The following is a 23,773-nucleotide window of genomic DNA, read 5'->3' on the forward strand; positions in this document are numbered from 1 at the left end:
TTCACAGATCGGGGATAGGCAGTTCGGAATTCGGTCCCTGCAGACCGCCGTCGACGACGAACGTCGAGTTGGTGGCGTAGCAGTCTTTTGTGCACAGGTACAGGGCCAGCCGACCAAGATCGGCGACGTCGCCGATGCGGTGCAACGGCGTCCGCTCCTTCAGCTTCTCCTCGGAGCCCGGCATCAGGTCGAAGCTCGACTGCAGGCCGGTGGTCAGGAACGCGCCGAGAGCGATCGCGTTGACCCGGATCTTGGGAGCGAGCTCTTGGGCCATGGCGCGCGTCAATGCTTCGAGGCCGCCCTTGGCCACCGAGTACGGCAACAGCCCGCGAATGCCGAACCGCCCCGCGCCGGAGGAGATGTTGACGATCGAGCCACGCCCGAGCTCGAGCATGTGCGGTACGACGAGCTGGCTCATGTCGAACGCTGACGTCACGCAATAGTCGAACGTGCTGCGAAGGTTGTCCGACGTGAGACTCAAGAACGGGCCGTAGGTGGCGAAACCTACGTTGTTCACCAGGATGTCGATGCGGCCGAATTCATCGACCACGGTCTGCACGACCCGCTGGCTGTCCTCGCGTTTCAGGGCGTCCGCCGTCAATGCGAGGCCGTTGCCGCCCGCGGTCTTGATGTCCTTGATCGTGGACTCGACTTCCGATGACGTGCGTGCCGTCCCGACGACCGTGGCACCGGCCTCCGCGAGCACTTTGGCGATACCCTCGCCGACACCCCGCCCGGCGCCCGTAACGATCGCAACCTGACCATCGAGCTGGAATTGTTCAAGCGCCACGCTGCGAATCTACATTAGTGAGAATTGTAGTTTCCGATAAATGGAACCCCTGCTCTCTCCTGGTTAGGCTTTCATCATGAACCGGCCGCTGCCGCTGCTGCACCACGTCGTCTTCGCCATCGCACTGGAGCGGCTGGACGGCGCGGCAGAGTATCTCGCAGCTCTGGGGTTTCAATTCCAGGCCTTCGACCACGAGGAGTTGCGACTGTCCATCAGGCTCGACTGGGAACGCGGGTTCGAACTGATATCGCCGCTGGAGGATGCGCCGACCGAGGCGGGAACCGCGGCCGACTTCCTTGCCCGCAATGGTGACGGATTGTTCTCGGTCGTCATACGAACCGCGGATTGTGACGCGGCTGAGCACATCGCACACGGCCACGGCGCCAACGCCGACTTCCGTCAGCACGTCGAGGGTGACGGGTTCGAGGTCGTCGAAGTGAAATTGGAACCGCTGTACGGTATTCCGCTGACCTTACTGAAGACCAACCTGCCCTGACGCTCCGCTACCGGTTGACCAGCAGCCTGCTCAGCTGCACGGCCAGATCTGATTTCTTCACCTTGCCGGTGGCGGTGAAGGGGAGTTCGCTCTTGGAAGTGACCCAGATGAATTTCGGCACCTTGTAGGCTGAGAGCCGATCGCGCACCTGCGCGCGCAGATCGTCACCGTCGAGGACCGAATTCCCGCGAGGGACCACTGCCGCAGCGACGACAGTCCCGTTGCCGGCATCCTTGGCGCCCACGACATATGCCTCGAGCACGCCATCACAATCTGTCAGGGCGGTCTCGACCTCGCTGGGCGTGACGTTGGTGCCCCCGCCGGTCTTGATCAAGTCTCCGAGACGGCCGGTGAACTTGATCCAGCCGTCGTCGTATGCAACGCCGCAGTCACCGGTGCGGTAGTAGCCGTCGGGCGTGAAGACATCTTCTCGCTCACGCTTGTACAGGCGTTGCATCAACGAGTAACCGCGCACCCAGATTTCGCCCTCCGTTCCCACGGGTGCGGGTCGGCCCGAGTCCGGGTCGACGAGGAGGTGCGACAGCCCCTCGATGGACCGCCCGCCCGTTTCCGCACGCTCAGGAGGCTGCGGGGGATAGGGGTCGACACCGATGTGGTTGCCACACAGTTCGGTCATCCCCAGCGCATTGGGTCCCTTCGGGCGGCGCTCGGGCGGCACCATTGCGGGCATGCTGGTGCGCTGAACCGAACTGAGGTCCCTTCGAGTGAAGTCCGGATGCTCGGCGAGCGTCTTTCCCTGTTGCGGCCAGCCCAGTGTGATTGTCGCGCGATGTCTTTCAATGAGCTCCAGTGCATCCGCGGCGTCGAACGCGGGCTGGGTGACGAGGGTGGCACCGTGGTGAACCACCGCGTGTATACCCGTGATCAAACCGCCGACCCAAAAGAACGGCATGGAGGTGAACATCACCGTGTCGTGCGCGACGCCGTAGTCGAACGTGAGGTTGTAGGTATGGCGAACGAGTGTGCCCTGAGTGTGCACGGGCGCCTTCGGGTCACCGGTGCTTCCCGAGGTGTAGATGATCATGGCATCGTCTGCCGGTGTCACGCAGGATTCGACTGCGATGAGGTAGTCGTCGTCGACATCGGTCGTACTGTCACTGCCGTGTTCGGACGCCCAGGCTCGCTCACACGGTCCCCACACTGCGATCATGCGGAGGTACGGGGTCTTGCGCAGGAACAAGCGGCCAGGCTCGCCCTGGTCAGCCAATCCGGGCAACGCCTCTTCGAGGCGTTCGATGAAATCGTGGTTGCGAAACGATGACCAAGCCAAGATCGCTCGCAGATCGGCATGACGCGCGGTCCAGGCAAGCTCCGAGGCTTTGTAGAACGTGTTCATCGGGACCGCGACGGCACCGATGCGCGTCGTGGCGAACCATGCAATCGCCCACTCGACGCTGTTGGGCATCAGAATTCCTACGTGGTCGCCCTTGCCGATGCCCGATGCGAGCAGCGCTCGTGACAACGCCGCGGAACGGAGGTCCAGGTCGACGTAGGTCAGCGTCTGCCCGTCGGCAATCAGAAACTCCTTGTCGCCAAAACGTGCCGCACATGACCTCAGGAGCGCGGGAATAGTGGGTGTGATGCTCGGAAAGGGCATGGCGTCGGCAATCCTCGCCTCGGACGATCATTGGGCCTCAACAGGATAGTTGTCTTTCCGACTTTCGAGAACACCGGTTCTCATAGCTGCTCCGGTGCGAACTATGCTGCAGTCATGGACGAGGCCGTGACGGGGCGACTGGATCGGATCGAGTCCAGTCTTGCGATCAGCCAGCTGCCCAGCCGGTACGCGATGGCACTCGACGCCCGCGATCTCGATTCTTTGGTGGCGGTATTCGTCGCGGACGTCGACGCCGGCTCCGAAGGGATTGGTAGGGACGCGTTGAAGCGCTGGTACGGACGCGTCCTGCGGCGGTTTTATCGGAGTATTCACCTCATTTGCGGGCACACCTTCGACTTCGTCGACGCCGACAATGCGACCGGGTCGGTCTACTGCCGCGCGGAGCACGAGGATGGCGACGGCTGGTATGTCATCACCATGCGATACGACGATGTCTACGCACGCAGCGACGGCGAATGGTGCTTTGTGCAGAGGCGCGAGCATCCGTGGTACTCCGTCGACGTGACCGAGCGGCCGGGACCGGACTTTGTGCGGTGGCCGGCCGACGTCGAGCTTCGGCCAGCCATGCCGCACCGTATGCCAACGTGGAAAGCGTTCTGGGAGGCCGGAGATCCCCGGTTGCCGTCACAGCTATCGCGACGGCCATGACCTGGTGCCGCGGTTTACAAAGTGGTCCGCAAATGACATTCTCGTTATTGAAAACGATAGTTATCGCAGGTAGGGAGGCACGTCATTTCCGACGACAAAGTACTCAGTGGAGTCCGGGTGCTGGAGGTGGCCGCATGGACGTTCGTTCCCTCGGCCGGGGCGGTCCTCGCGGAATGGGGTGCTGAGGTCATCAAGGTCGAGCCGCGAGACGGCGGCGACCCCCAACGCGGGCTGGTCACCATGGGCATCGTCGACGCCGGCGGGGGTGCGGTCAACTACATGATCGAGATACCCAACCGGGGGAAGAAATCGATCGGCGTGGACTTGAATACGCCCGGTGGCAAGGAAGTGGTCCACGAGCTGGCCAAGAGTTGCGATGTATTCCTGACGAGCTATCTCCCGGAACGGCGCAAGAAGTTGGGTATCGATGTCGAGGCCATCCGCGCGGTGAACCCGAGCATCGTGTACGTGCGCGGCTCGGGTCACGGGCCCAAGGGGCCCGATTCGGACAAGCCCGGCTATGACGGTGTGTCCTATTGGGCCCGCGGAGGGATTGCGACGGTCCTCACCGAAGAGCGCGACGAACTTGTTCGGTCGCGGCCCGCGTTCGGTGACCTGCTCGGTGGCATGACGATCGCCGGCGGTATTGCGGCTGCGCTCTACAAGAAGGCCACGACCGGCCGAGGTTCGATCGTCGACGTATCGCTGCTCGGGCTCGCGGCGTGGAACTTGAGCCCGGATGTCGCGGTGAGCCAGATACACGGCGGCAGCGCCATTCCGAAGTTCGGGCATGCCGATGCACCGAACCCGTTGGTGGGGACGTATCGCACGAAAGACAATCGCTTCGTACAGCTGATGATGTTGCAGCTCGACAAGTTCTACGCCGAGGCGATGAATGTGATCGGCCTTCCGGAGCTCGTTGATGATCCGCGATTCGCCGACCCGGCATCGAGATATGCGAACCGAGTCAGCCTGATCGCCTTGCTCGACGAAGCCTTCGCAAAGCAGACATTGGCAGAATGGCGGGAGAATCTCGCCGGACTGTCCGGCGCGTGGGGCATCGTGCAGACGCCGGGGGAATTGTGCGACGATCCAGCCGTCACGTCCAACGGCTATATCGCCCGCACCGAAACGGTCGGCGGCGTACCATTCTCTCTCCCCACCAACCCCGTTCAATTCGATGAACAATCCGTCGTTCCCCCGGGTGCGCCGGAACACGGTCAGCACACCGAAGAGGTGTTGATGGATGCGGGGATCGATTGGGACACGATCATGAGGCACAAGGAATCGGGAGCGATTCTGTGAATGCGACGACGTCCGAGGTTTCCGGCGGTCCGATCGAATTCGACCCGTTCACGCAGGACTTCTTCGACGGGGCATACGACACATACCGCAGGCTCCGCAACGAGGCCCCGGTGTACTACAACAAGAAGTGGGACTTCTGGGCATTGACGCGGTACGACGATGTGGCGCCAGGGACCAAGGACCATGAAACCTACTCGTCGGCGAAGGGTGCGACCCTCGACATGGTCAAGGCGCACGACGACGCGATTCCGGTGCCCAAGGTGATCATCTCGATGGACCCGCCTGAGCACGAGAAGATGCGCAAGCTCGTGAGTAAGGTCTTCACCCCCCGCGCCATCGCCGGGCTGGAGGACATGGTCCGCGAGAAGGTCTATGAATGCGTTGACGCACTTGACCCGTCGGAGTTCGACGTCGTCGCGGACTTTTCGGCGTTGTTCCCCAACGAGGTCATCACCACCATGCTCGGCGTGCCCAAGGAGGACCGCAATCAGATCAGGCTCTGGCTGGATCTACTGCTCGAGCGTCAGCCAGGGGAGATTGCGACCAGCAAGCAGGGTTACGAAGCCTCGATGAACACCGGCATCTACTACTACAACCTCATTCAACAGAGGCGTGCGAAGCCTCAGGATGACATGATCAGCCGTCTGATCGAGACCGAGATCGAGCGCGACGGCGTGGTGGAAAAGCTGACAGACGTGGATATCTCAGGCTTCGCGACCATGCTGGGTGGTGCCGGCGCGGAGACGGTGACCAAACTCGTCGGAAACGCAATGGTCGCGTTCGCTGACTTCCCCGACCAGTGGCGATTGCTGAGAGAAGACCGCAGCAAGATTCCCGCGGCGGTCGAAGAACTTCTGCGTTACGAAGCTCCATCGCAGTACCAGATCCGCACCGCGACGCGTGATGTGACCTATTACGGAACGACGATCCCCGAAGGCGCCGCCGTGCTGCTCGTGACCGGCTCAGCGACCCGAGACGAGCGCATGTTCGAGGATCCCGACCGACTCGATATAGACCGTGAGCGAAAGATGGGCTTCAATTTGGCGTTCGGCTACGGCGTGCACAGCTGCCTGGGTGCGGCGCTGGCTCGGATGGAGAGCCGCATCGCTTTCGAGGCTCTCCTGGATCTGGTTCCGGAGTACGAAGTCGACCGTGGCGGGCTGCGACGCGTGGCGATGACGAATGTCTGTGGCTATTCCAACGTTCCGGTGCGAAAGGTCGGCTGATTCGTCGCTGGGCGGATGTCGCTAGCGAGCTCGAAACGGCTCGACGACCGCGAGCTGGGGCGTCAATCCAGCGGCCTTCATCGCGTGAAACTTGAACGCCCGCGCAGCGGCGCTGAGCCGGTGCTCGACGCCTGGGCCCGCAGCGGGTTTCGCTTGCGGGTCGTGCTGCCATACGGCGATATCGGCGTGCTGTCGCCGCACGGATTCCGCCACCATGCGACGCACCTGGCGGTGCCGTTCGTATACCTCTGCGTCCAAGTAGACGGCATCAGGCCACAGCGGCTCGACGTCGAATGCGTCGGGAATGACACGGCCGCAGACACCGAGAATCTGCAATGCGCGCTCATCACCGGCGCTTTCGACGTATATGTCTACGTGCCAGCCGGCACGGACCGAGTCATATATGAGCCCACCTGCAGCCGCCACTGCGTCGGCCGTATTGGCGGCGAATACCACCAGCTTGCTGGGTGTGGCCCGACCGCGACTCGACGACTTCGTGTGTGAGTGCGCGGGGGTGTTCGCATGAACTACGGAACTCACGTGACAATCCTCGATTCCATTTATGAGAATGACTATATCCATTGGGCCATGGACGATCCAGGCGACGTGATAGCGGATTCAGCGCCTGCGGGACCGGTCCTCGACGAAACCGTTGACAACATAAGGCCGCACGAAGGCCGCCACGCCGTCGTCGTCGCGCATATCGATATTCGGTGAGGGCGTGGTGAACAGCGAGAACAGCATGCGCGCGAACCACTCGGTCGCCGAGGCGATGTCGAGGTCGCTGCGCACCTCGCCGGTAAGCCTGGCCGCAACCACATAGGGGGCGAGGAACTCGGCACATTCCTTGAGGAGCGTGGCTGCGTTCTTCGTCATCATGAGGTTGACTTCCTCTTCGTCGAAATACGCCTCGGGCTCGACGACTCTGCGTGCCTGGGTGACGAAAATCGCCGCTCGCACCAGCCGGCCCTCCAGAGTGCTGCCGCCGTGGCGGTCGATTGCTGTGGCCATATTGCGGTAGAAGCGCTGGGAGGCGGCCTCCGCGCAGGCCTCGACGATGGTCTCCTTGTCCCGGAAGTACTCATAGAAGGTGCTGCGGGAGACTTCGGCTGCCTTCGCGATGTCGACGATGGTCGTCTTGCGGAGGCCCTGGGTGCGGAAGCAGGCGAACGCGGCCGAGATGATGGCATCCCGGGTGTCGGTCGCCTGCGCGGCCTGGGCCTGCGTCATCTCAGAACTCACCGCTCGACATTAGCTGGTCAGCGGTCCGGGGCCAGGATGAGTCCGCTGGTGGGGACGCCGGTGCCCGAGGTGACGAGCACATGTTCGACGTTGTCGACCTGGTTGTACGACGTGCCCCGAACCTGGCGCACCCCTTCGGTGATGCCGTTCATGCCGTGGATGTAGGCCTCGCCCAACAGCCCACCGTTCGTGTTGATCGGCAGTCGCCCGCCGAGTGACAACTCCTCAACGGAAACGAAGTCCTTGGCCTCGCCGCGCCCGCAGAAGCCGAGCTCCTCGAGCTGTGTGAAGACGAACGGGGTGAAGTGGTCGTAGAGAAACGCCGTCGAGATGTCGTCGGGTTTGAGCCCGGAGTCACGCCAGAGTTTGTTGCCGACCACGCCCATCTCGGGCAGGCCCGTGATGTCTTCACGGTAGTAGCTGGTCATGACTTCGCCGTCGAACGCCGCGCCCTGCGCGGCAGCAGTGATGACTGCCGGCGGCTTGGCGAGATCGCGGGCGCGCTCCAGACTCGTCACCACCATCGCCACGCCGCCGTCGCTCTCCTGGCAGCAGTCGAGCAGGCGCAGTACCGGCTCGATGATCCAGCGTGACTCCTGGTGCTGCTCAAGGGTGATCGGCTTCTCGTAGAACCAGGCATCCGGGTTCTTGGCCGCGTGCTTGCGGTCGATGACGGAGATCTTGCCGAAGTCGGCGTTGGTGACGCCGTAGGTCGACATGTAGCGCTGAGCGTGCAGTGCGACCCAGGCCGCGGGTGTCATGAAACCGAACGGTGCGTATGGTGCCATCCACAGCGGGGTCACGCCGGGTTGACGTCCAGCGCCGCCGAAGCGGAATCCGGAGCGTTCGTTGAACGCCCGATAGCAGACGACCGCTTCGGCGGCACCGGTCGCGACCGCCATGGCAGCCTGCATCACCGTGCCGGCGGCGGCTCCGCCGCCGTGTGGCACCCTCGTGAAGAACGTGAGGTTCTCGATGCCGACGTTGCGCGCGACTTCGATCTCCTCGTTCTCATCGACGGAGAAGGTCACCATGCCGTCGATGTCGCTGGGACGTAGCCCGGCATCGTCGATGGCCGCTTTGACTGCCTCGCAGGCCAATTGCATCTCGGTTCGACCCGACTCCTTCGAGAATTCGGTCTGTCCGATGCCGGCAAGCGCTGCCTTGCCGCCTATTCCGTCCCTGCTCATGCGCGATCCGCCTCCGCTGCTCGTCTTCGCGTCACGCATCCACTCCGTCGAGCAGGCTGAGCACAGCGGTGCCTTTCACGTGATCGCCGAGGCTGTTGGTGCCCTTGAAGGCGATCTCGACGAGGCCCTCGCCGTCCGAAACCGATTTGTCGGTGACGCTGCCCTCGAAGCGCATCGGGTCATTCGGATATGCGGGGACACCAAGGCGAATCGACAGCTTCTTGACCATCGCCTCGGGACCCGCCCAGTCGTGCAGGAATTTAACGCAGAGCCCGTTTGTGGTCAGAATGTTGAGGAAGATGTCTTTCGACCCCTGCGAGTTGGCGAAGTCGCGGTCGTGGTGCACCGGCATGTAGTCACGGGATGCGATGGCTCCCGCCACGATCAGGGTGGTGGTGACGGGAACATCCATCGGCGTGACTTCGTCGCCGACGTTGATGGCGTTGAACGCGAGGGTGGTGGTGCGCCCGATGGTGGAGGTCATTTCGTTCCTTCCGAGTACGTATGGCCGAGGCGGGCCAGTTGTTGTGACGCCGACCCGAGAGCGAGTTCGATCTGCTTGGCCCACAGGAAATAGCGTGACAGCGGATAGGTCACGTCAATGCCCATGCCCCCGTGCACTTGCTGAGCCGAGGCCGTGACCCGCGCGCCCGCCTCCGCGGCCCAGAACTTGGCGATGGCGGCATCGCGCTCACACGGCCTCCCTTCGGCGATCAGCCAGGCGGCGTACCAGGTGGTCCAGCGGATGGCTTCAACGTCGATGAAGGCATCGGCCAGCCTCTGTTGGACGGCTTGGAACGATCCGATGGGGCGGCCAAACTGCTCACGCTCACTGGTGTAGGAGGCGGCAAGCTTCAAAGCCCTTTCCACGACGCCGATTTGGATCGCGCAGAGAGCCACCAGGGCACGGGTATACAGCGAGCTGACGATGTCGGCACCGACGTGCTCGGTCAGCCGCTGGCCGACCACGCCGGACAGTTCGACATCAGCGTGTGGTTCACCATTCGTCGTGACGACCGGAGTGACTGTGACACCGTCTGAGGCCGTTTCGATGACGAAGAGGCCGGGCCCGTCGTCGGCTTGTGCGGATACGACGATGGCCGTGGCCAGCTGCGCCGCAGGCACCAGGTCCTTGTTCCCGTCGAGTCGCCACGAATCTCCGTCGGCACGAGCCGTCGTGCGCGGCGCGGCTGGGTTGGAGTTCCCCGGCTCGGCGAGCGCCGCGGTGAGGATCGTGCTGCCATCGACGACGCCAGGCAGGTACCGTTGCTGCAATGCGGAGTCTCCGTGCCGCGCAATGGTGTCCGCACCCAGCGCGAGCGTCGCGTATACCGGCACCGGCGCGACGCTGAACCCGACCTCGCTGAGCAGAACGGCGAGCTCAAGGAAACTGCCGCCGGTGCCGCCCACCGATTCTGGGAGTGCGATACCGAGCAGGTCGGAGGTCGCCAATTCGCTCCACAACGCGGTGTCGTGACGCACATCGGTGGACTCGAGTTCGGTCAGATGTTCTGGAGTCGCGCGAGCCTCGAACAGCTGTCGGGCGACCTTGCCGACCGTCTCTTGTTCTTCGGTGAATGTGAAATCCATTGTGAATTCTCGCCTTCGGTCAGCCGGCGGGCCGGAACTGGTGCAGCGTCAACTCGTCACCACTTGGAAGCGCCTCAAAAGTCTCGTAGAACACCTCGACGGGCATTCCAACCTCGATGTCGGCAGGTTCGATCACGCAGAGGTTCGAAACGATGCGAACGCCCTCGTCGAGCTCGATGAGCGCAACGACGTAGGGGTACTGGAGAAAAGGAAGTGGTGGATATTGCGGCATCACGAAGCTGTACACCGTGCCGCGACCGTTCGACACGACGTAATCCCAATTCAGCGACTGACACTTGCCGCACATCGGCCGCGGCGGTACCCGCAGCGTATTGCAGTCCGTGCAGCGCTGGATGCGAAGCTCATGCTCCTTCAACCCCGACCAGAAGAACTCTGTGTCGGGACTGATCGAGGGGGCGAGTCTGGTGGCCATCAGTCCCCAGCCGTTCCGGCGGGGGCGCCACCCGTCTTGAAACGCAGGGTCCGGAACCACTGCCGTCCGATGACTTCGTCGTTCTGATCGCGATAGGTGGTCACCCACGTGACGAAGAAGCCGTTGCCCATCGCGGTCTTCTTCTCATCGGAGATCGAATCGAAAACCGTCTCTGCGGTGATCTGGTCTCCGACCCGGGGATAACGGTCGATTTCGAACTCGGAGTTGGTCGCGATGATGCCGGTGTAACCCGCATCGGAGAGGAACTGCAGCGGATTGGTTTTGATCTCGATCGGCACACCGCCGCGCTCGTGAATGCCCGCGAGTTTGGGTGGAGGCATCGTCCAGCTCTGCAGCATCACCGGTGGTGACACCAGTCCGCCGTAGCGGGAGTTCTCGGCGAACTCCGGATCCAAGTACGCCGGGTTCATGTCGTCCAGCGCATATGCCCAGTGCCGGATCATCGCGGCATTCACCGGGTCGGGGGCGCGGGACGGCTTGCCGACCCCGTCGGTCGGTGTGCCGATCAGTGCATCGAGGCGCTCGCGTAGCTCGTCTTTGGCGAGTTCGGTCACGTAACTGTTCCTTTCAGGAGGCTCGCATGTCACGGGGGGCCCGCGGCATCAAAAGTCCCGCCATGGCGATGATGTCGCGTTGCAGTTCATTGGCGCCGCCACCGAAAGTGTTGATGACGGCCAGTCGGTACGCGCTTTCCAGTTCGCCCTTCAGCGGGGCCGATTCTTGCTTGCGCAGGCCCGCCTGGCCGACCACGTCGAGAAGCTCACGGGCCACCTGCTGGGTGAGTTCGGTGCCGAAAACCTTCGCGGCTGAGGCTTCGCCCATGCCGAGCGCTCCGGAGCTCATGTTGGAGTTCACTCGCAGGTTCAACAGTCGATACGCGGCGACCTGAGCTTCCACCCGCGCCAGCGCTTGCTGCACCCACGGCTGGTCGATCACCAAACCGTCGTCGAGCGCTGTGGTTTGGGCCCATTCCAGTGTCTTGCTGAAGAGCGGCTCGAGTGCGCCGAGATTTCCCAACGCGGCGCGTTCGAGGTTCAGCTGATTGGTGATCAGCTTCCACCCCTCGTTCTCACCGAGGACGATCGCACTCTCGTGAACACGCACGTCGTCGTAGAACGTGTAGTACGTCTGCACGCCGGGCATGGTGTTCAGCGGCTTCCAGGAGAATCCGGGGGAGTCGGTGGGCACCATGAACACCGTTATGCCCTTGTGTTTCTTGGCCTCTGGATCGGTGCGGGCAGCCAGCCAGATGTAGTCGGCGAACTCGGCACCACTGGTGAACATCTTCGATCCGTTGATCACGAAGTGGTCGCCGTCGCGCACTGCCGTGGTTCGCAGTGACGCCAGGTCGCTGCCGGCGCCGGGTTCGGAGTATCCGATGGCGAAGTCGACCTCGCCCCTGAGGATCGCGGGCAGGAACTCCTGTTTCTGCTCCTCGGTGCCGTACTGAATCAGCGTGGGACCGACGGTGTTCAGCGTGATCATCGGCAGCGGTGCATTCACCCGGCGCGCTTCTTCACCGAAGATGTACTGCTCGAGTGCGGTCAGCCCACTGCCGCCGTATTCGACCGGCCAGGCGACGCCCAGCAACCCGGCCGCACCGAGCGCGCGCCTGCACTCGCTCATCGCGTCGCCGCCCTCCGCGAGCTTGGCGACGGACTTCCGTCGCTCGGGGGTCATCACGGCCTCGAGGCGTTCGCGGTAGTCCTTGCGGAGCTGTTCTTGCTCCGGTGTGTAGTCGAAATCCATCAGACACTCGCTTTCAGACGTACGGGCATCTTCTTCACGCCCGGCACCATCGTGGCCCGGAGTCGGGTCACGTCGCCGGTCAGTTCGATCGTCGGGTAGGTGCCCAGCAGCACTTCGAACATGATTCGAGCCTCGAGTCGTGCCAGCTGTGCGCCGAGGCAGGCATGTTCACCTGCACCGAATGCTATGTGCGGGTTCGGATTGCGGGTGATGTCGAACTCTTCGCTGGTGGGTCCGAAGATCTCCGCATCGCGATTGGCCGCGCCGTACAGCATCACGATCTTCTCGCCTGCTTTGATCTGCTGGCCGCGGATCTCGACGTCCTCGGTGGCCTCGCGTGCCATATGGGTCACAGGGCTGGTGAACCGCAACATTTCCTCGACGGCCAGCGGCAACAACTCCGGATTGGAGCGCAGCAACGAGAACTGGTCGGGGTGATCCAGCAGCGCTTGCGTTCCCAATGCGATGAGATTGCGGGTGGTCTCGTTGCCCGCGACCAGGAGCAAGAAGGAGAAGTTCAGGAGGTCGGCGTCGGTGAGTCGCTCACCGTCGACCTCGGCGGCGGCCAGAATGCTCAGGAGGTCGTTGCCGACGACGTCACCGGAACGGCGGGCATCGATCAGTTTGGTGAAGTACTCGTAGAGCTGGCCGAGGGCGACCACGTTGTCGAGCTCGATGTCAGGATCGGCCGTGCCCACGGCTGCATCGGACCACGCCCGGAACTGCTCCCAGTCCTCGGGAGGTGCACCGAGCATCTCGGCGATCAGCCGGGTGGGCAGGGGGGCGGCGATCTCCTCGGCGAACTCGTACTCCCGGGACGGATCGACGTCATCGAGGATGCCCTTGACGATCTCGCGCACCTTCGGCTCCAGCAACGTCACCTGACGTCGGGTGAATCCCGAATTGATGAGCTTGCGTAGCTGCCGGTGCCGCGGTGGGTCCGTGAAGATGAGATTGCCTTCCTGGACCGGTTCTGGCTGGCTCGGGTCCGGGATGGTGATGCCCTTCGTCGACGTGAACGTGAGCGGATGACCGGATACGTAGCGGATGTCCTCGTACTTCGTCAGCGCCCAGAAGTTCGTGGCGTCGTTCCAGACGATGGGCGTGCTGGTGCGCAGTTCGCGGTACGCCGGGTACGGGTCGCCTGCATAGAAGTCCGGTGAGTGCAGGGGGAGCGTGGACGTTGGTTTGGAGGTGGAGTCAGTGGGCACTGCGGGCCTTCCTCAACACATGGTTTGATCGGACAGATCTCGCGACAGTGTCCGGCAGGTATGTGTCTACCGCACTGGCATCGACCATGTCAATCATCATTCACCCAGCTAAACCCGGGATAACGTTGACGTCATCACGGTCATGGGTGTACACAGGGGAGCAATATGTCGGACGTCGCGCACGTCTCGGCGGACGACCATGCATTTCAGCGGACACCAAGGAAGGTCTCGTGAACTGATGGCCGAATCGAGCTTCGTCGACAGCTATGACCTCTATATCGACGGCAGTTGGGTCGAGGCGGACAGCGGGCGGTACGACGTCCTCAACCCGGCGACCGAGCAGGTGATCGCCACAGCGCCGGATGCCGGCGCCGAGCAGGTCCAGCAGGCCATCGGCGCGGCGCGAAACGCCTTCGAGTCGTGGGCCGCCGCCGAAGCCGCGGAACGGTCGCGCTGCCTGCAGCAGCTCAGCGACGCGCTGCTTGCGCGTGGCGACGAGATCAATGCGCTCGCTCAGGCCGAGTGGGGCTGCACAGCAAATGAACGCCTGATCCACGTCGACGGGCCGGCGTTCATGGTCGGACACGCTGCGGAGCTGGCGATGGAGCCGGCCGAGACGCCGATGGATGCTTGGGGTGCGGCCGGCACCACCCTGTTGCGCTACGAGCCGCTCGGCGTGGTGGCAGCGATGACGCCATGGAACTTCCCGCACACCCTCAACGTGATGAAGCTGGGTGCCGCGCTCGCCGCCGGCAACACGCTGGTGCTCAAGCCGTCTCCGCTGACCCCGTTGGCCGGTCTGGCACTCGCGCGACTCATCCACGACGAGACCGATATTCCGCCGGGCGTCGTCAACGTCGTCACTCCAAGCAGCGTCCTGGCCAGCCGGATCTTGACCCTCGACCCGCGGGTGGACATGGTGAGTTTCACGGGCAGCTCCGCGGTCGGCCGGGATGTGATGGCAGGCGCTGCAACAACGATGAAGCGAATTCTGCTCGAGTGCGGCGGCAAATCGGCGAGCATTCTGCTCGACGACGTCGAGCTGACCGATGACATGCTCGAACGGTTGCTTTTCGAGGGCTGCACGCTGCACGCGGGACAGGCATGCATTCTCAACAGCCGCCTGTTGGTTCCCGACGCGCTGCACGACGACGTCGTCGACCGCTTGGCCGCGTTGGCGCGCAACGTGATTGTGGGGGATCCCACCGATTCGGCGGTCGGAATGGGACCGCTGATCAGCCGTGGACACCTGGAGAGGGTCGAGGGTTTCGTGAGACGGGCCGAGGCCGACGGCGCGAAGATCGTCGCCGGTGGACGGCGCCCCAAGGATGTCGACCGCGGCTTCTACTTCGAGCCCACCGTTTTGACCGATGCCGCCGCCGAGTCGTACATCGCGCAGGAGGAGGTGTTCGGTCCGGTGCTGACCGTGATGCGTTATCGCGACGACGACGAAGCGGTTGCGATTGCCAATAATTCGGCCTACGGGCTCGGTGGCGCGGTGTGGGGTGGCGACATCGAGCGCGGACTCGGCATTGCGCGACGGATCAGAACGGGTCAGGTCTCGATCAACGGCACAATTCCTGGAGACGCGCCGTTCGGCGGGTTCAAGCAGAGCGGTATCGGACGTGAAGGCGGCGTCATGGGTTTGCGGGCGTACATGGAGCCGAAGGCGATCGGAGTGCCTGCGTGACCGGAGCGCTGGCCGGGCTGCGGGTCGTCGAACTCGGAACCGACATCACCGCACCGTATTGCACGAAACTTCTCGTCGACCTCGGTGCTGACGTCGTCAAGATCGAGTCGCAGTCCGGCGATCCGCTGCGAAGCTGGGGTGCGTCCGGTGGCCTGTTCGAATATCTGAATGCCGGAAAGCGGGGATTGACAGTCGATCTCGATTCTGCCGGTGAAGAGGTCCGCGATCTGATAGCACAAGCCGATCTATTGGTCGAGAATCTCGCACCGGGTTCGTCGCTTCGCTGGGACTGGGGTATCGACGACGACAGCCTGCGACAGATCAATCCGAACCTTGTCGTCGTTCGGATTTCTGACTATGGACAGGACGGGCCACGATGTGACCGCCAATCGACGCCATTGACGGTCCAGGCTGCATCCGGATGGGTGAGCACTCGTGAGCCTGACCGGCCGCCCGTGCAGTCCGGTGCGCGTATCCCCGAGTACATCGCCGGTGGCTATGCCGCGCTCGGTGCGTTGACGGCATTGCGGATCGCCGCCGGCACCGACCGGGTGGTCGAGGTCGACGTGTCGACGTTCGAGGCGCTGTTGTCGACCCTGCCCTACCCGATGCTGATGGCAGCACGCTTGAAAAGCATGGGCTTACCGCCTAATTCAAAGGCCGGACCGATGCTGGGTATCGTGCGTGCCGCGGACGGGTGGATCGGGATCAACTGTCTCACCGGCCAGCACTGGCTCGACGTGTGCGCGATGGTCGGACTTCCCGAATTCGGTGAGAAGCAGATCGCCATCATGCTGGGTGGGCCTGAGCGCGACGAATTCTTCGCCAAGGCACAGCCGTTTCTCGACTCGATGACCGTGGCCGACCTCGTGGAGCTGAGCCAGGCGATGCGGATACCCGCGGCACCCATCAACGACGGCGCAACGATTCTGGACTCACCTCAATACCGAGATCGTGGGTTCTTCATCGAGAGTGACGTTGCGGGCGCGCGGTTTTCGCGACCGGGAGCTCCGTTCCGATTCTCTAGGACGCCGGTGGGCGCCCCGACGCCTGCGCCACGGCTGGGGGACCACGCCGCGGACTGGGGTGCTCGTGCTGACGCTCCGTCACCCGCTGTCCAGGAGCACGTCGATTCGCCATTCGCCGGCCTGAAGGTATTTGACCTGAGCACCTTCTGGTCCGGCGCCTATCTCACCATGTACCTGGGTGCGTTCGGCGCAGACGTCGTCAAGGTGGAATCGATCCAACGTCCCGACGGACATCGGTATTCGGGTTCGCTGCTTCGCAACAGCGATGACTGGTACGAAGTCGGGCCGATGTGGCAGGCCACCAATCTCAACAAGCGCGACATCACCTTGGACTTGACGTCGGAGGCCGGCCGTGAACTTGCACTGCGGCTTGCCGCTGAGGCCGACGTGGTGGTCGAGAACTTCTCGCCACGCGTGGTGGAGCAGTTCGGACTGGATTACGACTCGTTGGTGGAGGTCAATCCAGACGTGATCATGGTGCGCATGCCCGGCCTGGGGCTCGAGGGTCCTTGGCGCGACTACGTCGGGTGGGCGCTGAACTTCGAGCAGCTATCGGGAATGTCGGCGGCTACCGGCTATCCCGACGGCCCACCATGCAACCTGCAGGGACCCGCGGATCCGGTTGTCGGTACGCACGCCACCGCCGCGCTCCTGGCCGCACTCGAACACAAGCGCAAAACCGGTGAGGGTCAACTCATCGAGGTCGCTCAGATCGAAGTCGGGGCCGTGGTGACGGCTGAACCGGTCATCGAATACTCGTTGACCGGTCGAGTGCCCGAGCGAGAGGGAAACCGGCACCGCAGCTACGCACAGGGTGTCTACCGTGCCGCCGGTGAGGACGAATGGGTGGCCATCTCGGTGCGTGACGATGCCGACTGGGTCGCGACGCTCGACGTGATCGGCAGGCCTGAGCTCGCTGACGATCCGCGGTTCGGCACCGCGGAGGCGCGCTTAACCAACCACGATGCGTTCGACGAGGTCTTACGCGAGTGGACGGCCACGCAGAATCCGGATGAGGCCGCCGACGCACTGCGGCGCCGCGGTGTGCCTGCGGAGCGATTACTGACCGGCGACCGAATGTACGACGTCGACCAGCTCGACGCGCGAGGCTTCTACGAAGAGCTCGAGCACCCGCTCTCGGGCCGACAAAGATACCCGGGCTGGCCTTTTCGGATCACGCCCGGACCGTCGCGACATCACCACACGCCGTCGCCGACACTCGGTCAGCACAATGCCGAAGTATTGGCCGGGTTGGGCCTGTCCGAAGAGGAAGTCACAACGCTACGCGAGCAGAAGGTCATCGGTGACCGGCTACTCAACTCCTAGCCGGCTCAGGCGTCCACCATCGCGGCGATCGTGTCTACGACGCATGCCGGACGGTCTGAGCCCTCCACCTCGACCGTGACCCGAACGGTGGCCCGGCCACCTTTCTCGTTGCGCTCCACCTTCACCAACTCCGCACCAGCGCGGATGCGCGAGTCGACGGGAACCGGAGCGGGAAAGCGAAGCTTGTCGACTCCATAGTTCACCTGCATCGACAAGCCGGTCACCCGATAGATCTGTTGCACGAGAACGGGAACCAACGACAGCGTCAGATATCCGTGCGCGATCGTCTTACCGTACGGACCCTGTGCGGCTTTCTCCGCATCGACGTGGATCCATTGGTGATCTCCGGTCGCCTCGGCGAAGAGGTCGATCTCGGTCTGCGTGACCTGGCGCCACCCGCTGTAGCCGAGATGCTCGCCGACATGCGCTTCGAACCCGGCGATACCCTCGTAAATCCTGGGGGAGGAGAGCGCCTGCGTCATACCGAGACCTGGAGCCCCAACTGCTTGATTGCGTTGCCGCCCATGATCTTCGCCTTCGCGGTGTCAGAAAGGCCTTCCAGGCGGTCCACGAAACTGAGCGGATCGCCGATGCCCTCGGGGTGTGGGAAGTCGGAACCGAACATCACGTGGTCCTCGCCCATGATGTCCACGATTCCCTTGACGTCGTCCTCGAGGAACGGGTGGATGTAGATGTTGCGCTTGAACACCTCGATCGGATGTTCGTCGAACTCTTTGGGCATCGTCTTGTACGCCTTCTCCAGAAGGCGTAGGAGGTTCGGCACCCAGCCGCTTCCATTCTCGACGACGAGGATCTTCAGGTCAGGGAATCGCGACAGAGCGCCGTGGCAGATGAGGGCTGCCAACGTGTCCTCGATGGCGCGGAAGCCCATCACGACCTCGCGCAGAGTGCTCGTCTTGAAGGAGAGATACTCGCCACCACCCTCCCATTCCATGAGGTGCTTCTGATAGCCGGAGTCCGAGGCATGCATGGTGACGGGCAAGCCTGAGTCGACTACCTCCTGCCAGAAGGGGTCGAACTCCGGGAGCCCCATGGATCGCGAACCGCCGAAGCGGCTGGGTACCGGAGCAGGGCGGATGAGGAAGGTCTTCATCCCGCGCTCCAGGCACCAGTGGAACTCCTTGATGGCCTCGTCGACCAGTGGCAGGCAGATCACGGGCGTCGCGAAGATGCGGTCCCGGTAGTTGAACGTCCAATGCTCGTGCATCCACTCGTTGAGTGCGTGGATGATCGCATGTGTCAGCACGACGTCATCGGTGGTGCGCTCTTCGATGAGGCTCGCGAGGGTCGGGTACATCACGCACTGGTCGATGCCCAGTTCGTCCATCAGTTCCAAGCGTGGCGCGGGCTCCTGGTAGGCCGGGATGACGTCCATTGCCTCGCCGATGAACTCGCGGAAGTTCAGACCGTCGGGATTGTTGCCCAGAAAGTAATCCTCGGCGCTGCCCGGCCGCGCGACGCGCTCGAAGGTCGGGTTGGGGATCATATGGCTGATGTGGTCTTTGACGACCAGCTTCGGCCGTCCGTTCACCTCGACATAGCCGACCTTGCCCTTGTGCTCTTTGGGCAGATACTTCAGCAGCGCATCGCGGGTCTCGTACATGTGGTTGTCGATGTCGAAGATGGGATACGGCAAGGACCGCGGAGACATGAGGGAACCCTCCTCAGAGCAGCGAATATCAGCGTTTACGCCTAATGAGAACTGACGTTATCACCAACGCCTGCCAACATCCAGATCGGGTCAGGGTCCGGCAAGCTCATTCCATGCTTGGACGACGGCGTCTGTGGTGGTCACCGTCGTGAGCAGGGCCAAGGTGTTGTCGATGACCGACTCTGCGTACTCCCGGGGGAACCCTGCCACCGCGTCGCGCGGCAGCACGAACTGATAGCTGCGGTTGACCGCGTCCATGACGAAGTTCTGAATCGCAATGTTGAGCGAAACGCCAACCCCCACAATGGTCTTGATGCCGAGATTGCGCAGAACAGAGTCGAGATCGGTACCGGTCATGGGCCCGACGCCGTGGTAGCGCGTGAGCTCGATATCGGTCGGCTGCTGATTGAGTTCCGGAATCACGGACCCTCCGGGACTGCCGGGTGTCAAATCGGCGGCGAAGGACTTACCCGCCATGAACAGCCGAGCGTTGGTGTTGGAACCGCGACCGTCAGGGCGCCGGTGGATCAGGCAATGGACGACGGTCACCCCCGCGGGACGCGCCGCTTCGAGCAGTCTGGCGATGTTCGGGATCGCCTCCCGCTGCGCCTCCTCGGCCAGCATGGGAAGGCCGGCCTGCGCACCGATCACACCGCCCTGGCATTCCTGGGTGACGATGGCGGTCGTCTCCGGCCTGACGAGGTCGAGCAGTTTGGGTTGCGGCATGAGAACAGACGTTATCGTGTGGCGCAGCGCCTTTTCCAGAGGAGGGTAGATGCGCAGTTGGGAGATCGACATCCGCGAAGAGGTGCGGCATACGCTGTCGGACTACACCGCTGCGACCGACCGGTTCGACCTGCACGCACTGGCGGGCTGTTTCGCGCCTGACGGTGTCCTCGAGTTCACCGGCGGCGTTGAACCGCTGAAAGGCCCTGCGGCGATCGAGGCGGGCCTGGGCTCGGCGATGGTCCGGGAGTCAGATCCGAACAAGCAGACGCCGACGCATGTGCGCCACCACGTTTCGAGTATCCGGTTTGAATCGGTTACCCGCGACAGGGTGGAAGTCAGCAGCTATTTCGCCGTTCACACCGACGTCGGACTCGACCACTGGGGTCGGTATCGGGACATTCTGGTTCCCTCCGGCGGACGATGGCTGTTCGCCCATCGCCGAATCAAGGTGGACGCGTTCTCGGCCGCCAGCCTCATGCGATGAACTCTTCGGCGAACGCGTGCGCGTGGTCGACGACCTCAGCCCGAGTGGCCCCCTGAGGCGCGACGGTCAGCCACGTCACCCCCATACTCTCCAGCGTCGCGATGGTGGCGTGCCGTTCATCGGTGCTCTTGCTCTCGTCGAGCAGGTTGCCGGCTGAGAAGCAGATGTCCAGCGGCTCCGTCCGCCCGACCTCCGCTGCGTACTTCATGGCCCACGCGATCGCCGACTGCAAGTCGTCCAGCGTCGAGATCTCCGCTGTGCGCGACGCCGCCGCATAACCGAAGGTATTGAAGGGCGCCCACCCCTGTGCCCTCGTGACCGCGCGGCGGACGGCGGGCTTGCTGTTGCCGCCCACCCAAATGGGCGGGGCAGTCGCAGGTACGGGGTAGAGTCGCACTCCGCGCGCGGCGAATGACGTGCCCTGATAGGCCACATCATCGCCGGTGAGTACCTTGCCGAGTACGTCGAGAGCCTCGTCTAGTAGGGCACCCCGGCTGTCGAAATCAATTCCCAGAGCCTTGAATTCGGGCTTGAGGTAGCCGGCCGCTGTGCCGAGGATCAGCCTCCCGCCGGAGAGAACGGCAAGACTCTGGATCGACTTCGCACCGAGGAAAGGGTTGCGATATGCCGCGATGTAGACGTTGGTCAGCAGATTCACGTCCGTGGTGGCTGCGGCCGCGAATGACAGCGCGACGAATGGATCGAGAGCGTGATGCCCCCCGTGGTCGAGCCATTTCGCATCGGGAGCAGGGTGATCGGTGACGTGTACCGCACGGAAGCCGCTGGCCTCGGCGACACTGGCGATCTCAGAGATTGCTTCGGCGGTGACGAACTCCGATACCGCGTCCACTCGCTGCGTGGGTAGTTCCAGGGAGAACGAGATGGTCATGGGCGTCCTTTCAGATGGTCACGAGGTCCGCGAGTCGCTGGGCGTGGAAGTCGGGGGTGCCGAGAATCAACTGTGTGGCTTTCGCCCGCCGGACATAGAGATGGGCATTGTGTTCCCAGGTGAAACCGATTCCGCCGTGTATACGCATGTTGTCGAGGGCGACCTGCAGGAAGGCTTCGGAGCAAGCCATTTTCGCCACCGACGCGGCGATCGCCAGTTCGCTCTCGTCGGCGACTTCGGCCGCGTGCGCGGCGGCCGAGCGTGCACCTTCGACGAGGACAAGCATGTCCGCGCACCGGTGTTTGACGGCTTGGAAGCTGCCGATGGCGCGACCGAACTGGATGCGTTCCTTGGCGTAGTCAACCGCCATGTCAAGGCACCGCTGCGCCGCGCCGACCTGCTCGGCGGCCAGCGCGACGACAGCGAGGTCGTAGGTCCTCGCCAATGCACCCGCGGCAGCCCCGTCGTCTCCGATGAGGCGGGCGTTGACGCCCTCGAAGCGGATCCTGGCGAGCTTTCGCGTGCGATCCAGAGTCGCGAGCGGTTCGCGAGTCATTCCGTCGGCATCGGCGGTTATCGCGAACAACGAGATGCCGGTACCGCTGGTGGCCGCGACCAGCACGAGGTCTGCGGTATGGCCATCCAGCACCAGAGCGGCGTCACCGGTCACGCGGAAACCGTCGCCGTCACGTTGCGCGGTCAGGGTCACAGCCGCTGAATTCCATGTGTCGAGTGCTCCGTTGAGGACGAGCGTCGCGGTGCGCGTCCCGTCGACGAGCGACGGAAGGTAATCGGTCATTGCCTGCTCATCGCCGCTGGCGATGATGGCCGGGATGGCCATCGCGACAGTGGAGAAGAACGGAGAGCCCAGCAGTGCCGCGCCCATCTCCTCGAACACGACCGCCAGCTCGCGGAGCCCTGCACCGGCACCCCCGTACTGCTCGGGTACTGCGATGCCGTGCAGTCCGAGTTGCTCGGCCATTTTGTGCCATACGACCTCGTCATAGCCCTCTTCGGTGGCCATGAGCTCGCGTACCCGGCTGCTGGACGAGTTGGCATGCAGAAACTCCCGCACCGCCACTCGGAGGTCGTCGGCCTCACTTGCCGCCACTCGCAACCTCCTGCCGTTCCGACCCCGGGATGGGCATTCCCGGACGAGGATAGTATCTTTTCCTAAATCAGAGAATATGCATTCTCGCACGAAGGAGGAGCGCGATGACGACGAGACTCGACTACGGGATCTTCGATTGCGACACGCACTGCTATGAGACGCGAGATGCGTTTACCCGCTACCTTCCCAAGGAATTTCACGACCGGGCGATCACCACGGTGCGCGGTGCGGACGGAGTGGAGGTGATTCTCGCCGGGCACCGAGTCGCAACCTTCAACAGCGAAGGGGGGCTGGGCCTGGACGTCGCATACCGCCCCGGTTCGCTGAAGGAGATGCTGAGGCAGATGGGATCGGGCAATCCCGAGGAGTCTTACGAGCCGCAGCCGATGCAGCCGGAGTACATCCAGCGGTCGGCGCGACTCGCGGTGATGGAGAAACAGAACGTCGAGCGGATGGTCATCTATCCGAGCGGAATGGCTCTAGCCGCCGAGCACTACGTCGATGACACGGCAGCGTTGTACGCGAATCTCCGGTCGTTCAATCGATGGTTCGACGAGGAATGGGGCTTCAACTACGAAGATCGTCTGTACGCGACCGGACTCCTTTCGCTTCGCGACCTCGACTCGGCGGTTGCCGAGACCGAAGCCCTGATCGCGCAGGGTGCGAAATTTGTTCTGCTGCCGACAGGTCCGGCCTACGGTAGATCCCCGGGCGACCCCTACTTCGATCCGGTCTATGCCCGCCTCCAGGAGGCTGGTTGCGTCCTCGTCTTCCACATCATGCCCTTCTGGTACTTCGACGCGATCTCACCGGCTTGGGGACAAAATGCAGATCCCGCCTCATGGCATATGTCAGCGTGGCAATGGATGAACATCTACGGCCAACGTCCGATCGAAGACACACTTTCCGCGCTCATCTTCGACAATCTGTTCGGCCGATTTCCCGGGCTCAACGTTCTCGTCGCCGAACACGGGGCCGAGTGGGTGCCCTTCTTCACAAAGCACATGGACAAGAGCCGGGGCATGGGCCGAAACGGGCCGTGGATCGGCGGGAAACTGACCGAGAAACCCTCCGCGATCTTTCGGCGACACGTCCGAGTGGTGCCGTACCCCGAGGACGATGTTCCCGAAATCGTCACGAGCCTGGGTTATGACGACTGCCTTGTGATGGGCTCGGATTATCCGCATGCCGAAGGCCTCGCAGAGCCTGCAGACTTCGTCAAACTGCTCGACCCGCTAGACGATGCCGCTAAAAAGCGGATCATGCGGGACAACGCCGATAACCTGCTCGCCCGGAGCTAGATC

General features: G+C 63.2%; 24 protein-coding genes. 8 read left to right on the forward strand and 16 right to left on the reverse strand.

Features of this window, described 5'->3' with window-relative positions; all coding sequences use genetic code 11:
* Position 1: 1 nt before the first annotated feature.
* Complete coding sequence (locus M1248_RS21360) at positions 2–790, reverse strand: SDR family NAD(P)-dependent oxidoreductase (protein WP_317149643.1); 789 nt, start codon at positions 788–790, stop codon at positions 2–4.
* A 76-nt stretch (positions 791–866) separates the two neighbouring features.
* On the opposite strand from M1248_RS21360, the gene M1248_RS21365 reads away from it, so the two are divergent.
* Complete coding sequence (locus tag M1248_RS21365; RefSeq protein WP_163725071.1) at positions 867–1,286, forward strand: hypothetical protein; 420 nt, start codon at positions 867–869, stop codon at positions 1,284–1,286.
* Between the two features lie 7 nt (positions 1,287–1,293).
* Here the strand turns inward: M1248_RS21365 and M1248_RS21370 are convergent, their stop codons facing one another.
* Positions 1,294–2,904, reverse strand: a complete 1,611-nt coding sequence (locus tag M1248_RS21370) for a class I adenylate-forming enzyme family protein (protein ID WP_317149644.1) — start codon at positions 2,902–2,904, stop codon at positions 1,294–1,296.
* Positions 2,905–3,042: 138 nt separating this feature from the next.
* On the opposite strand from M1248_RS21370, the gene M1248_RS21375 reads away from it, so the two are divergent.
* From M1248_RS21375 to M1248_RS21385, 3 genes are all read left to right on the forward strand, one after another.
* The gene (locus tag M1248_RS21375; protein WP_163736794.1) at positions 3,043–3,573 is read left to right on the forward strand and encodes a nuclear transport factor 2 family protein; all 531 of its coding nucleotides are present in this window, start codon (positions 3,043–3,045) and stop codon (positions 3,571–3,573) included.
* Between the two features lie 84 nt (positions 3,574–3,657).
* Positions 3,658–4,878 carry a CaiB/BaiF CoA transferase family protein gene (locus M1248_RS21380; RefSeq protein ID WP_163736797.1) on the forward strand — a complete coding sequence of 407 codons (1,221 nt, stop codon included), beginning with the start codon at positions 3,658–3,660 and terminating at the stop codon, positions 4,876–4,878.
* Complete coding sequence (locus M1248_RS21385; RefSeq protein ID WP_163725077.1) at positions 4,875–6,104, forward strand: cytochrome P450; 1,230 nt, start codon at positions 4,875–4,877, stop codon at positions 6,102–6,104. The genes M1248_RS21380 and M1248_RS21385 overlap by 4 nt, the downstream gene beginning before the upstream one ends.
* A gap of 21 nt (positions 6,105–6,125) precedes the next feature.
* On the opposite strand, the gene M1248_RS21390 is transcribed toward M1248_RS21385, so the two are convergent.
* The 9 genes from M1248_RS21390 to M1248_RS21430 all read right to left on the reverse strand — a co-directional run bounded on the left by M1248_RS21390 (position 6,126) and on the right by M1248_RS21430 (position 13,498).
* Positions 6,126–6,644, reverse strand: a complete 519-nt coding sequence (locus M1248_RS21390; RefSeq protein ID WP_163725079.1) for a hypothetical protein — start codon at positions 6,642–6,644, stop codon at positions 6,126–6,128.
* 78 nt (positions 6,645–6,722) lie between these two features.
* Positions 6,723–7,334 carry a TetR/AcrR family transcriptional regulator gene (locus M1248_RS21395; protein ID WP_163736800.1) on the reverse strand — a complete coding sequence of 204 codons (612 nt, stop codon included), beginning with the start codon at positions 7,332–7,334 and terminating at the stop codon, positions 6,723–6,725.
* Positions 7,335–7,363: 29 nt separating this feature from the next.
* Entirely contained in the window at positions 7,364–8,536 is a 1,173-nt protein-coding gene (locus tag M1248_RS21400) for a lipid-transfer protein (RefSeq protein ID WP_317149645.1), read from the reverse strand.
* Positions 8,537–8,567: 31 nt separating this feature from the next.
* Entirely contained in the window at positions 8,568–9,020 is a 453-nt protein-coding gene (locus M1248_RS21405; protein WP_163725084.1) for a MaoC family dehydratase, read from the reverse strand.
* Entirely contained in the window at positions 9,017–10,126 is a 1,110-nt protein-coding gene (locus M1248_RS21410; protein ID WP_317149646.1) for an acyl-CoA dehydrogenase family protein, read from the reverse strand. Before M1248_RS21410 ends, M1248_RS21405 begins: the two co-directional genes overlap by 4 nt.
* Positions 10,127–10,145: 19 nt before the next feature.
* On the reverse strand, positions 10,146–10,559 hold the full coding sequence (locus M1248_RS21415; RefSeq protein ID WP_317149647.1) for a Zn-ribbon domain-containing OB-fold protein: 414 nt from the start codon (positions 10,557–10,559) through the stop codon (positions 10,146–10,148).
* Positions 10,559–11,134, reverse strand: a complete 576-nt coding sequence (locus M1248_RS21420; RefSeq protein WP_317149648.1) for a MaoC family dehydratase N-terminal domain-containing protein — start codon at positions 11,132–11,134, stop codon at positions 10,559–10,561. The genes M1248_RS21415 and M1248_RS21420 overlap by 1 nt, the downstream gene beginning before the upstream one ends.
* 13 nt (positions 11,135–11,147) lie before the next feature.
* Positions 11,148–12,329 carry an acyl-CoA dehydrogenase family protein gene (locus M1248_RS21425; protein WP_163725096.1) on the reverse strand — a complete coding sequence of 394 codons (1,182 nt, stop codon included), beginning with the start codon at positions 12,327–12,329 and terminating at the stop codon, positions 11,148–11,150.
* Positions 12,329–13,498 (reverse strand): cytochrome P450, encoded by a 1,170-nt coding sequence (locus M1248_RS21430; RefSeq protein WP_163736803.1) that lies wholly within the window; start codon positions 13,496–13,498, stop codon positions 12,329–12,331. The genes M1248_RS21425 and M1248_RS21430 overlap by 1 nt, the downstream gene beginning before the upstream one ends.
* 280 nt (positions 13,499–13,778) lie before the next feature.
* Between M1248_RS21430 and M1248_RS21435 the strand changes: the two genes are divergently transcribed.
* Together M1248_RS21435 and M1248_RS21440 are read left to right on the forward strand one after the other, a co-directional pair.
* Positions 13,779–15,230 carry an aldehyde dehydrogenase family protein gene (locus tag M1248_RS21435; RefSeq protein WP_317149649.1) on the forward strand — a complete coding sequence of 484 codons (1,452 nt, stop codon included), beginning with the start codon at positions 13,779–13,781 and terminating at the stop codon, positions 15,228–15,230.
* Positions 15,227–17,584, forward strand: coding sequence for a CoA transferase (locus M1248_RS21440; RefSeq protein ID WP_317149650.1), 2,358 nt, complete (start codon positions 15,227–15,229; stop codon positions 17,582–17,584). The genes M1248_RS21435 and M1248_RS21440 overlap by 4 nt, the downstream gene beginning before the upstream one ends.
* A gap of 5 nt (positions 17,585–17,589) precedes the next feature.
* On the opposite strand, the gene M1248_RS21445 is transcribed toward M1248_RS21440, so the two are convergent.
* The 3 genes from M1248_RS21445 to M1248_RS21455 all read right to left on the reverse strand — a co-directional run bounded on the left by M1248_RS21445 (position 17,590) and on the right by M1248_RS21455 (position 19,982).
* Entirely contained in the window at positions 17,590–18,066 is a 477-nt protein-coding gene (locus tag M1248_RS21445) for a MaoC family dehydratase (protein WP_163725105.1), read from the reverse strand.
* Positions 18,063–19,256, reverse strand: coding sequence for an amidohydrolase family protein (locus tag M1248_RS21450; protein ID WP_163725108.1), 1,194 nt, complete (start codon positions 19,254–19,256; stop codon positions 18,063–18,065). The genes M1248_RS21445 and M1248_RS21450 overlap by 4 nt, the downstream gene beginning before the upstream one ends.
* A gap of 90 nt (positions 19,257–19,346) precedes the next feature.
* Entirely contained in the window at positions 19,347–19,982 is a 636-nt protein-coding gene (locus tag M1248_RS21455; protein WP_163725111.1) for a cysteine hydrolase, read from the reverse strand.
* Positions 19,983–20,031: 49 nt separating this feature from the next.
* Between M1248_RS21455 and M1248_RS21460 the strand changes: the two genes are divergently transcribed.
* Positions 20,032–20,469: a nuclear transport factor 2 family protein gene (locus tag M1248_RS21460; protein ID WP_163725115.1), complete on the forward strand. Its 438-nt coding sequence runs from the start codon at positions 20,032–20,034 to the stop codon at positions 20,467–20,469.
* On the opposite strand, the gene M1248_RS21465 is transcribed toward M1248_RS21460, so the two are convergent.
* Positions 20,459–21,358 carry a TIGR03619 family F420-dependent LLM class oxidoreductase gene (locus M1248_RS21465; protein WP_317149651.1) on the reverse strand — a complete coding sequence of 300 codons (900 nt, stop codon included), beginning with the start codon at positions 21,356–21,358 and terminating at the stop codon, positions 20,459–20,461. The genes M1248_RS21460 and M1248_RS21465 overlap by 11 nt on opposite strands.
* A 10-nt stretch (positions 21,359–21,368) precedes the next feature.
* Entirely contained in the window at positions 21,369–22,469 is a 1,101-nt protein-coding gene (locus tag M1248_RS21470; RefSeq protein ID WP_317149652.1) for an acyl-CoA dehydrogenase family protein, read from the reverse strand.
* A gap of 104 nt (positions 22,470–22,573) precedes the next feature.
* Here M1248_RS21470 and M1248_RS21475 point away from each other — a divergent pair, with 104 nt between their 5' ends.
* Positions 22,574–23,770 carry an amidohydrolase family protein gene (locus M1248_RS21475; protein ID WP_163725123.1) on the forward strand — a complete coding sequence of 399 codons (1,197 nt, stop codon included), beginning with the start codon at positions 22,574–22,576 and terminating at the stop codon, positions 23,768–23,770.
* Positions 23,771–23,773 lie beyond the last annotated feature (3 nt).

The organism is Mycobacterium sp. 29Ha (genome assembly GCF_032883055.1).
Lineage (GTDB): Bacteria > Actinomycetota > Actinomycetes > Mycobacteriales > Mycobacteriaceae > Mycobacterium > Mycobacterium gallinarum.

Coding starts and splice junctions, on each gene's coding strand:
- M1248_RS21460 (WP_163725115.1), top strand. CDS start 20,032: ATGCGCAGTTGGGAGATCGACATCCGCGAAGAGGTGCGGCATACGCTG.
- M1248_RS21455 (WP_163725111.1), bottom strand. CDS start 19,982: ATGCCGCAACCCAAACTGCTCGACCTCGTCAGGCCGGAGACGACCGCC.
- M1248_RS21465 (WP_317149651.1), bottom strand. CDS start 21,358: ATGACCATCTCGTTCTCCCTGGAACTACCCACGCAGCGAGTGGACGCG.
- M1248_RS21415 (WP_317149647.1), bottom strand. CDS start 10,559: ATGGCCACCAGACTCGCCCCCTCGATCAGTCCCGACACAGAGTTCTTC.
- M1248_RS21395 (WP_163736800.1), bottom strand. CDS start 7,334: ATGACGCAGGCCCAGGCCGCGCAGGCGACCGACACCCGGGATGCCATC.
- M1248_RS21400 (WP_317149645.1), bottom strand. CDS start 8,536: ATGAGCAGGGACGGAATAGGCGGCAAGGCAGCGCTTGCCGGCATCGGA.
- M1248_RS21405 (WP_163725084.1), bottom strand. CDS start 9,020: ATGACCTCCACCATCGGGCGCACCACCACCCTCGCGTTCAACGCCATC.
- M1248_RS21410 (WP_317149646.1), bottom strand. CDS start 10,126: ATGGATTTCACATTCACCGAAGAACAAGAGACGGTCGGCAAGGTCGCC.
- M1248_RS21450 (WP_163725108.1), bottom strand. CDS start 19,256: ATGTCTCCGCGGTCCTTGCCGTATCCCATCTTCGACATCGACAACCAC.
- M1248_RS21425 (WP_163725096.1), bottom strand. CDS start 12,329: ATGGATTTCGACTACACACCGGAGCAAGAACAGCTCCGCAAGGACTAC.
- M1248_RS21365 (WP_163725071.1), top strand. CDS start 867: ATGAACCGGCCGCTGCCGCTGCTGCACCACGTCGTCTTCGCCATCGCA.
- M1248_RS21445 (WP_163725105.1), bottom strand. CDS start 18,066: ATGACGCAGGCGCTCTCCTCCCCCAGGATTTACGAGGGTATCGCCGGG.
- M1248_RS21370 (WP_317149644.1), bottom strand. CDS start 2,904: ATGCCCTTTCCGAGCATCACACCCACTATTCCCGCGCTCCTGAGGTCA.
- M1248_RS21475 (WP_163725123.1), top strand. CDS start 22,574: ATGACGACGAGACTCGACTACGGGATCTTCGATTGCGACACGCACTGC.
- M1248_RS21435 (WP_317149649.1), top strand. CDS start 13,779: ATGGCCGAATCGAGCTTCGTCGACAGCTATGACCTCTATATCGACGGC.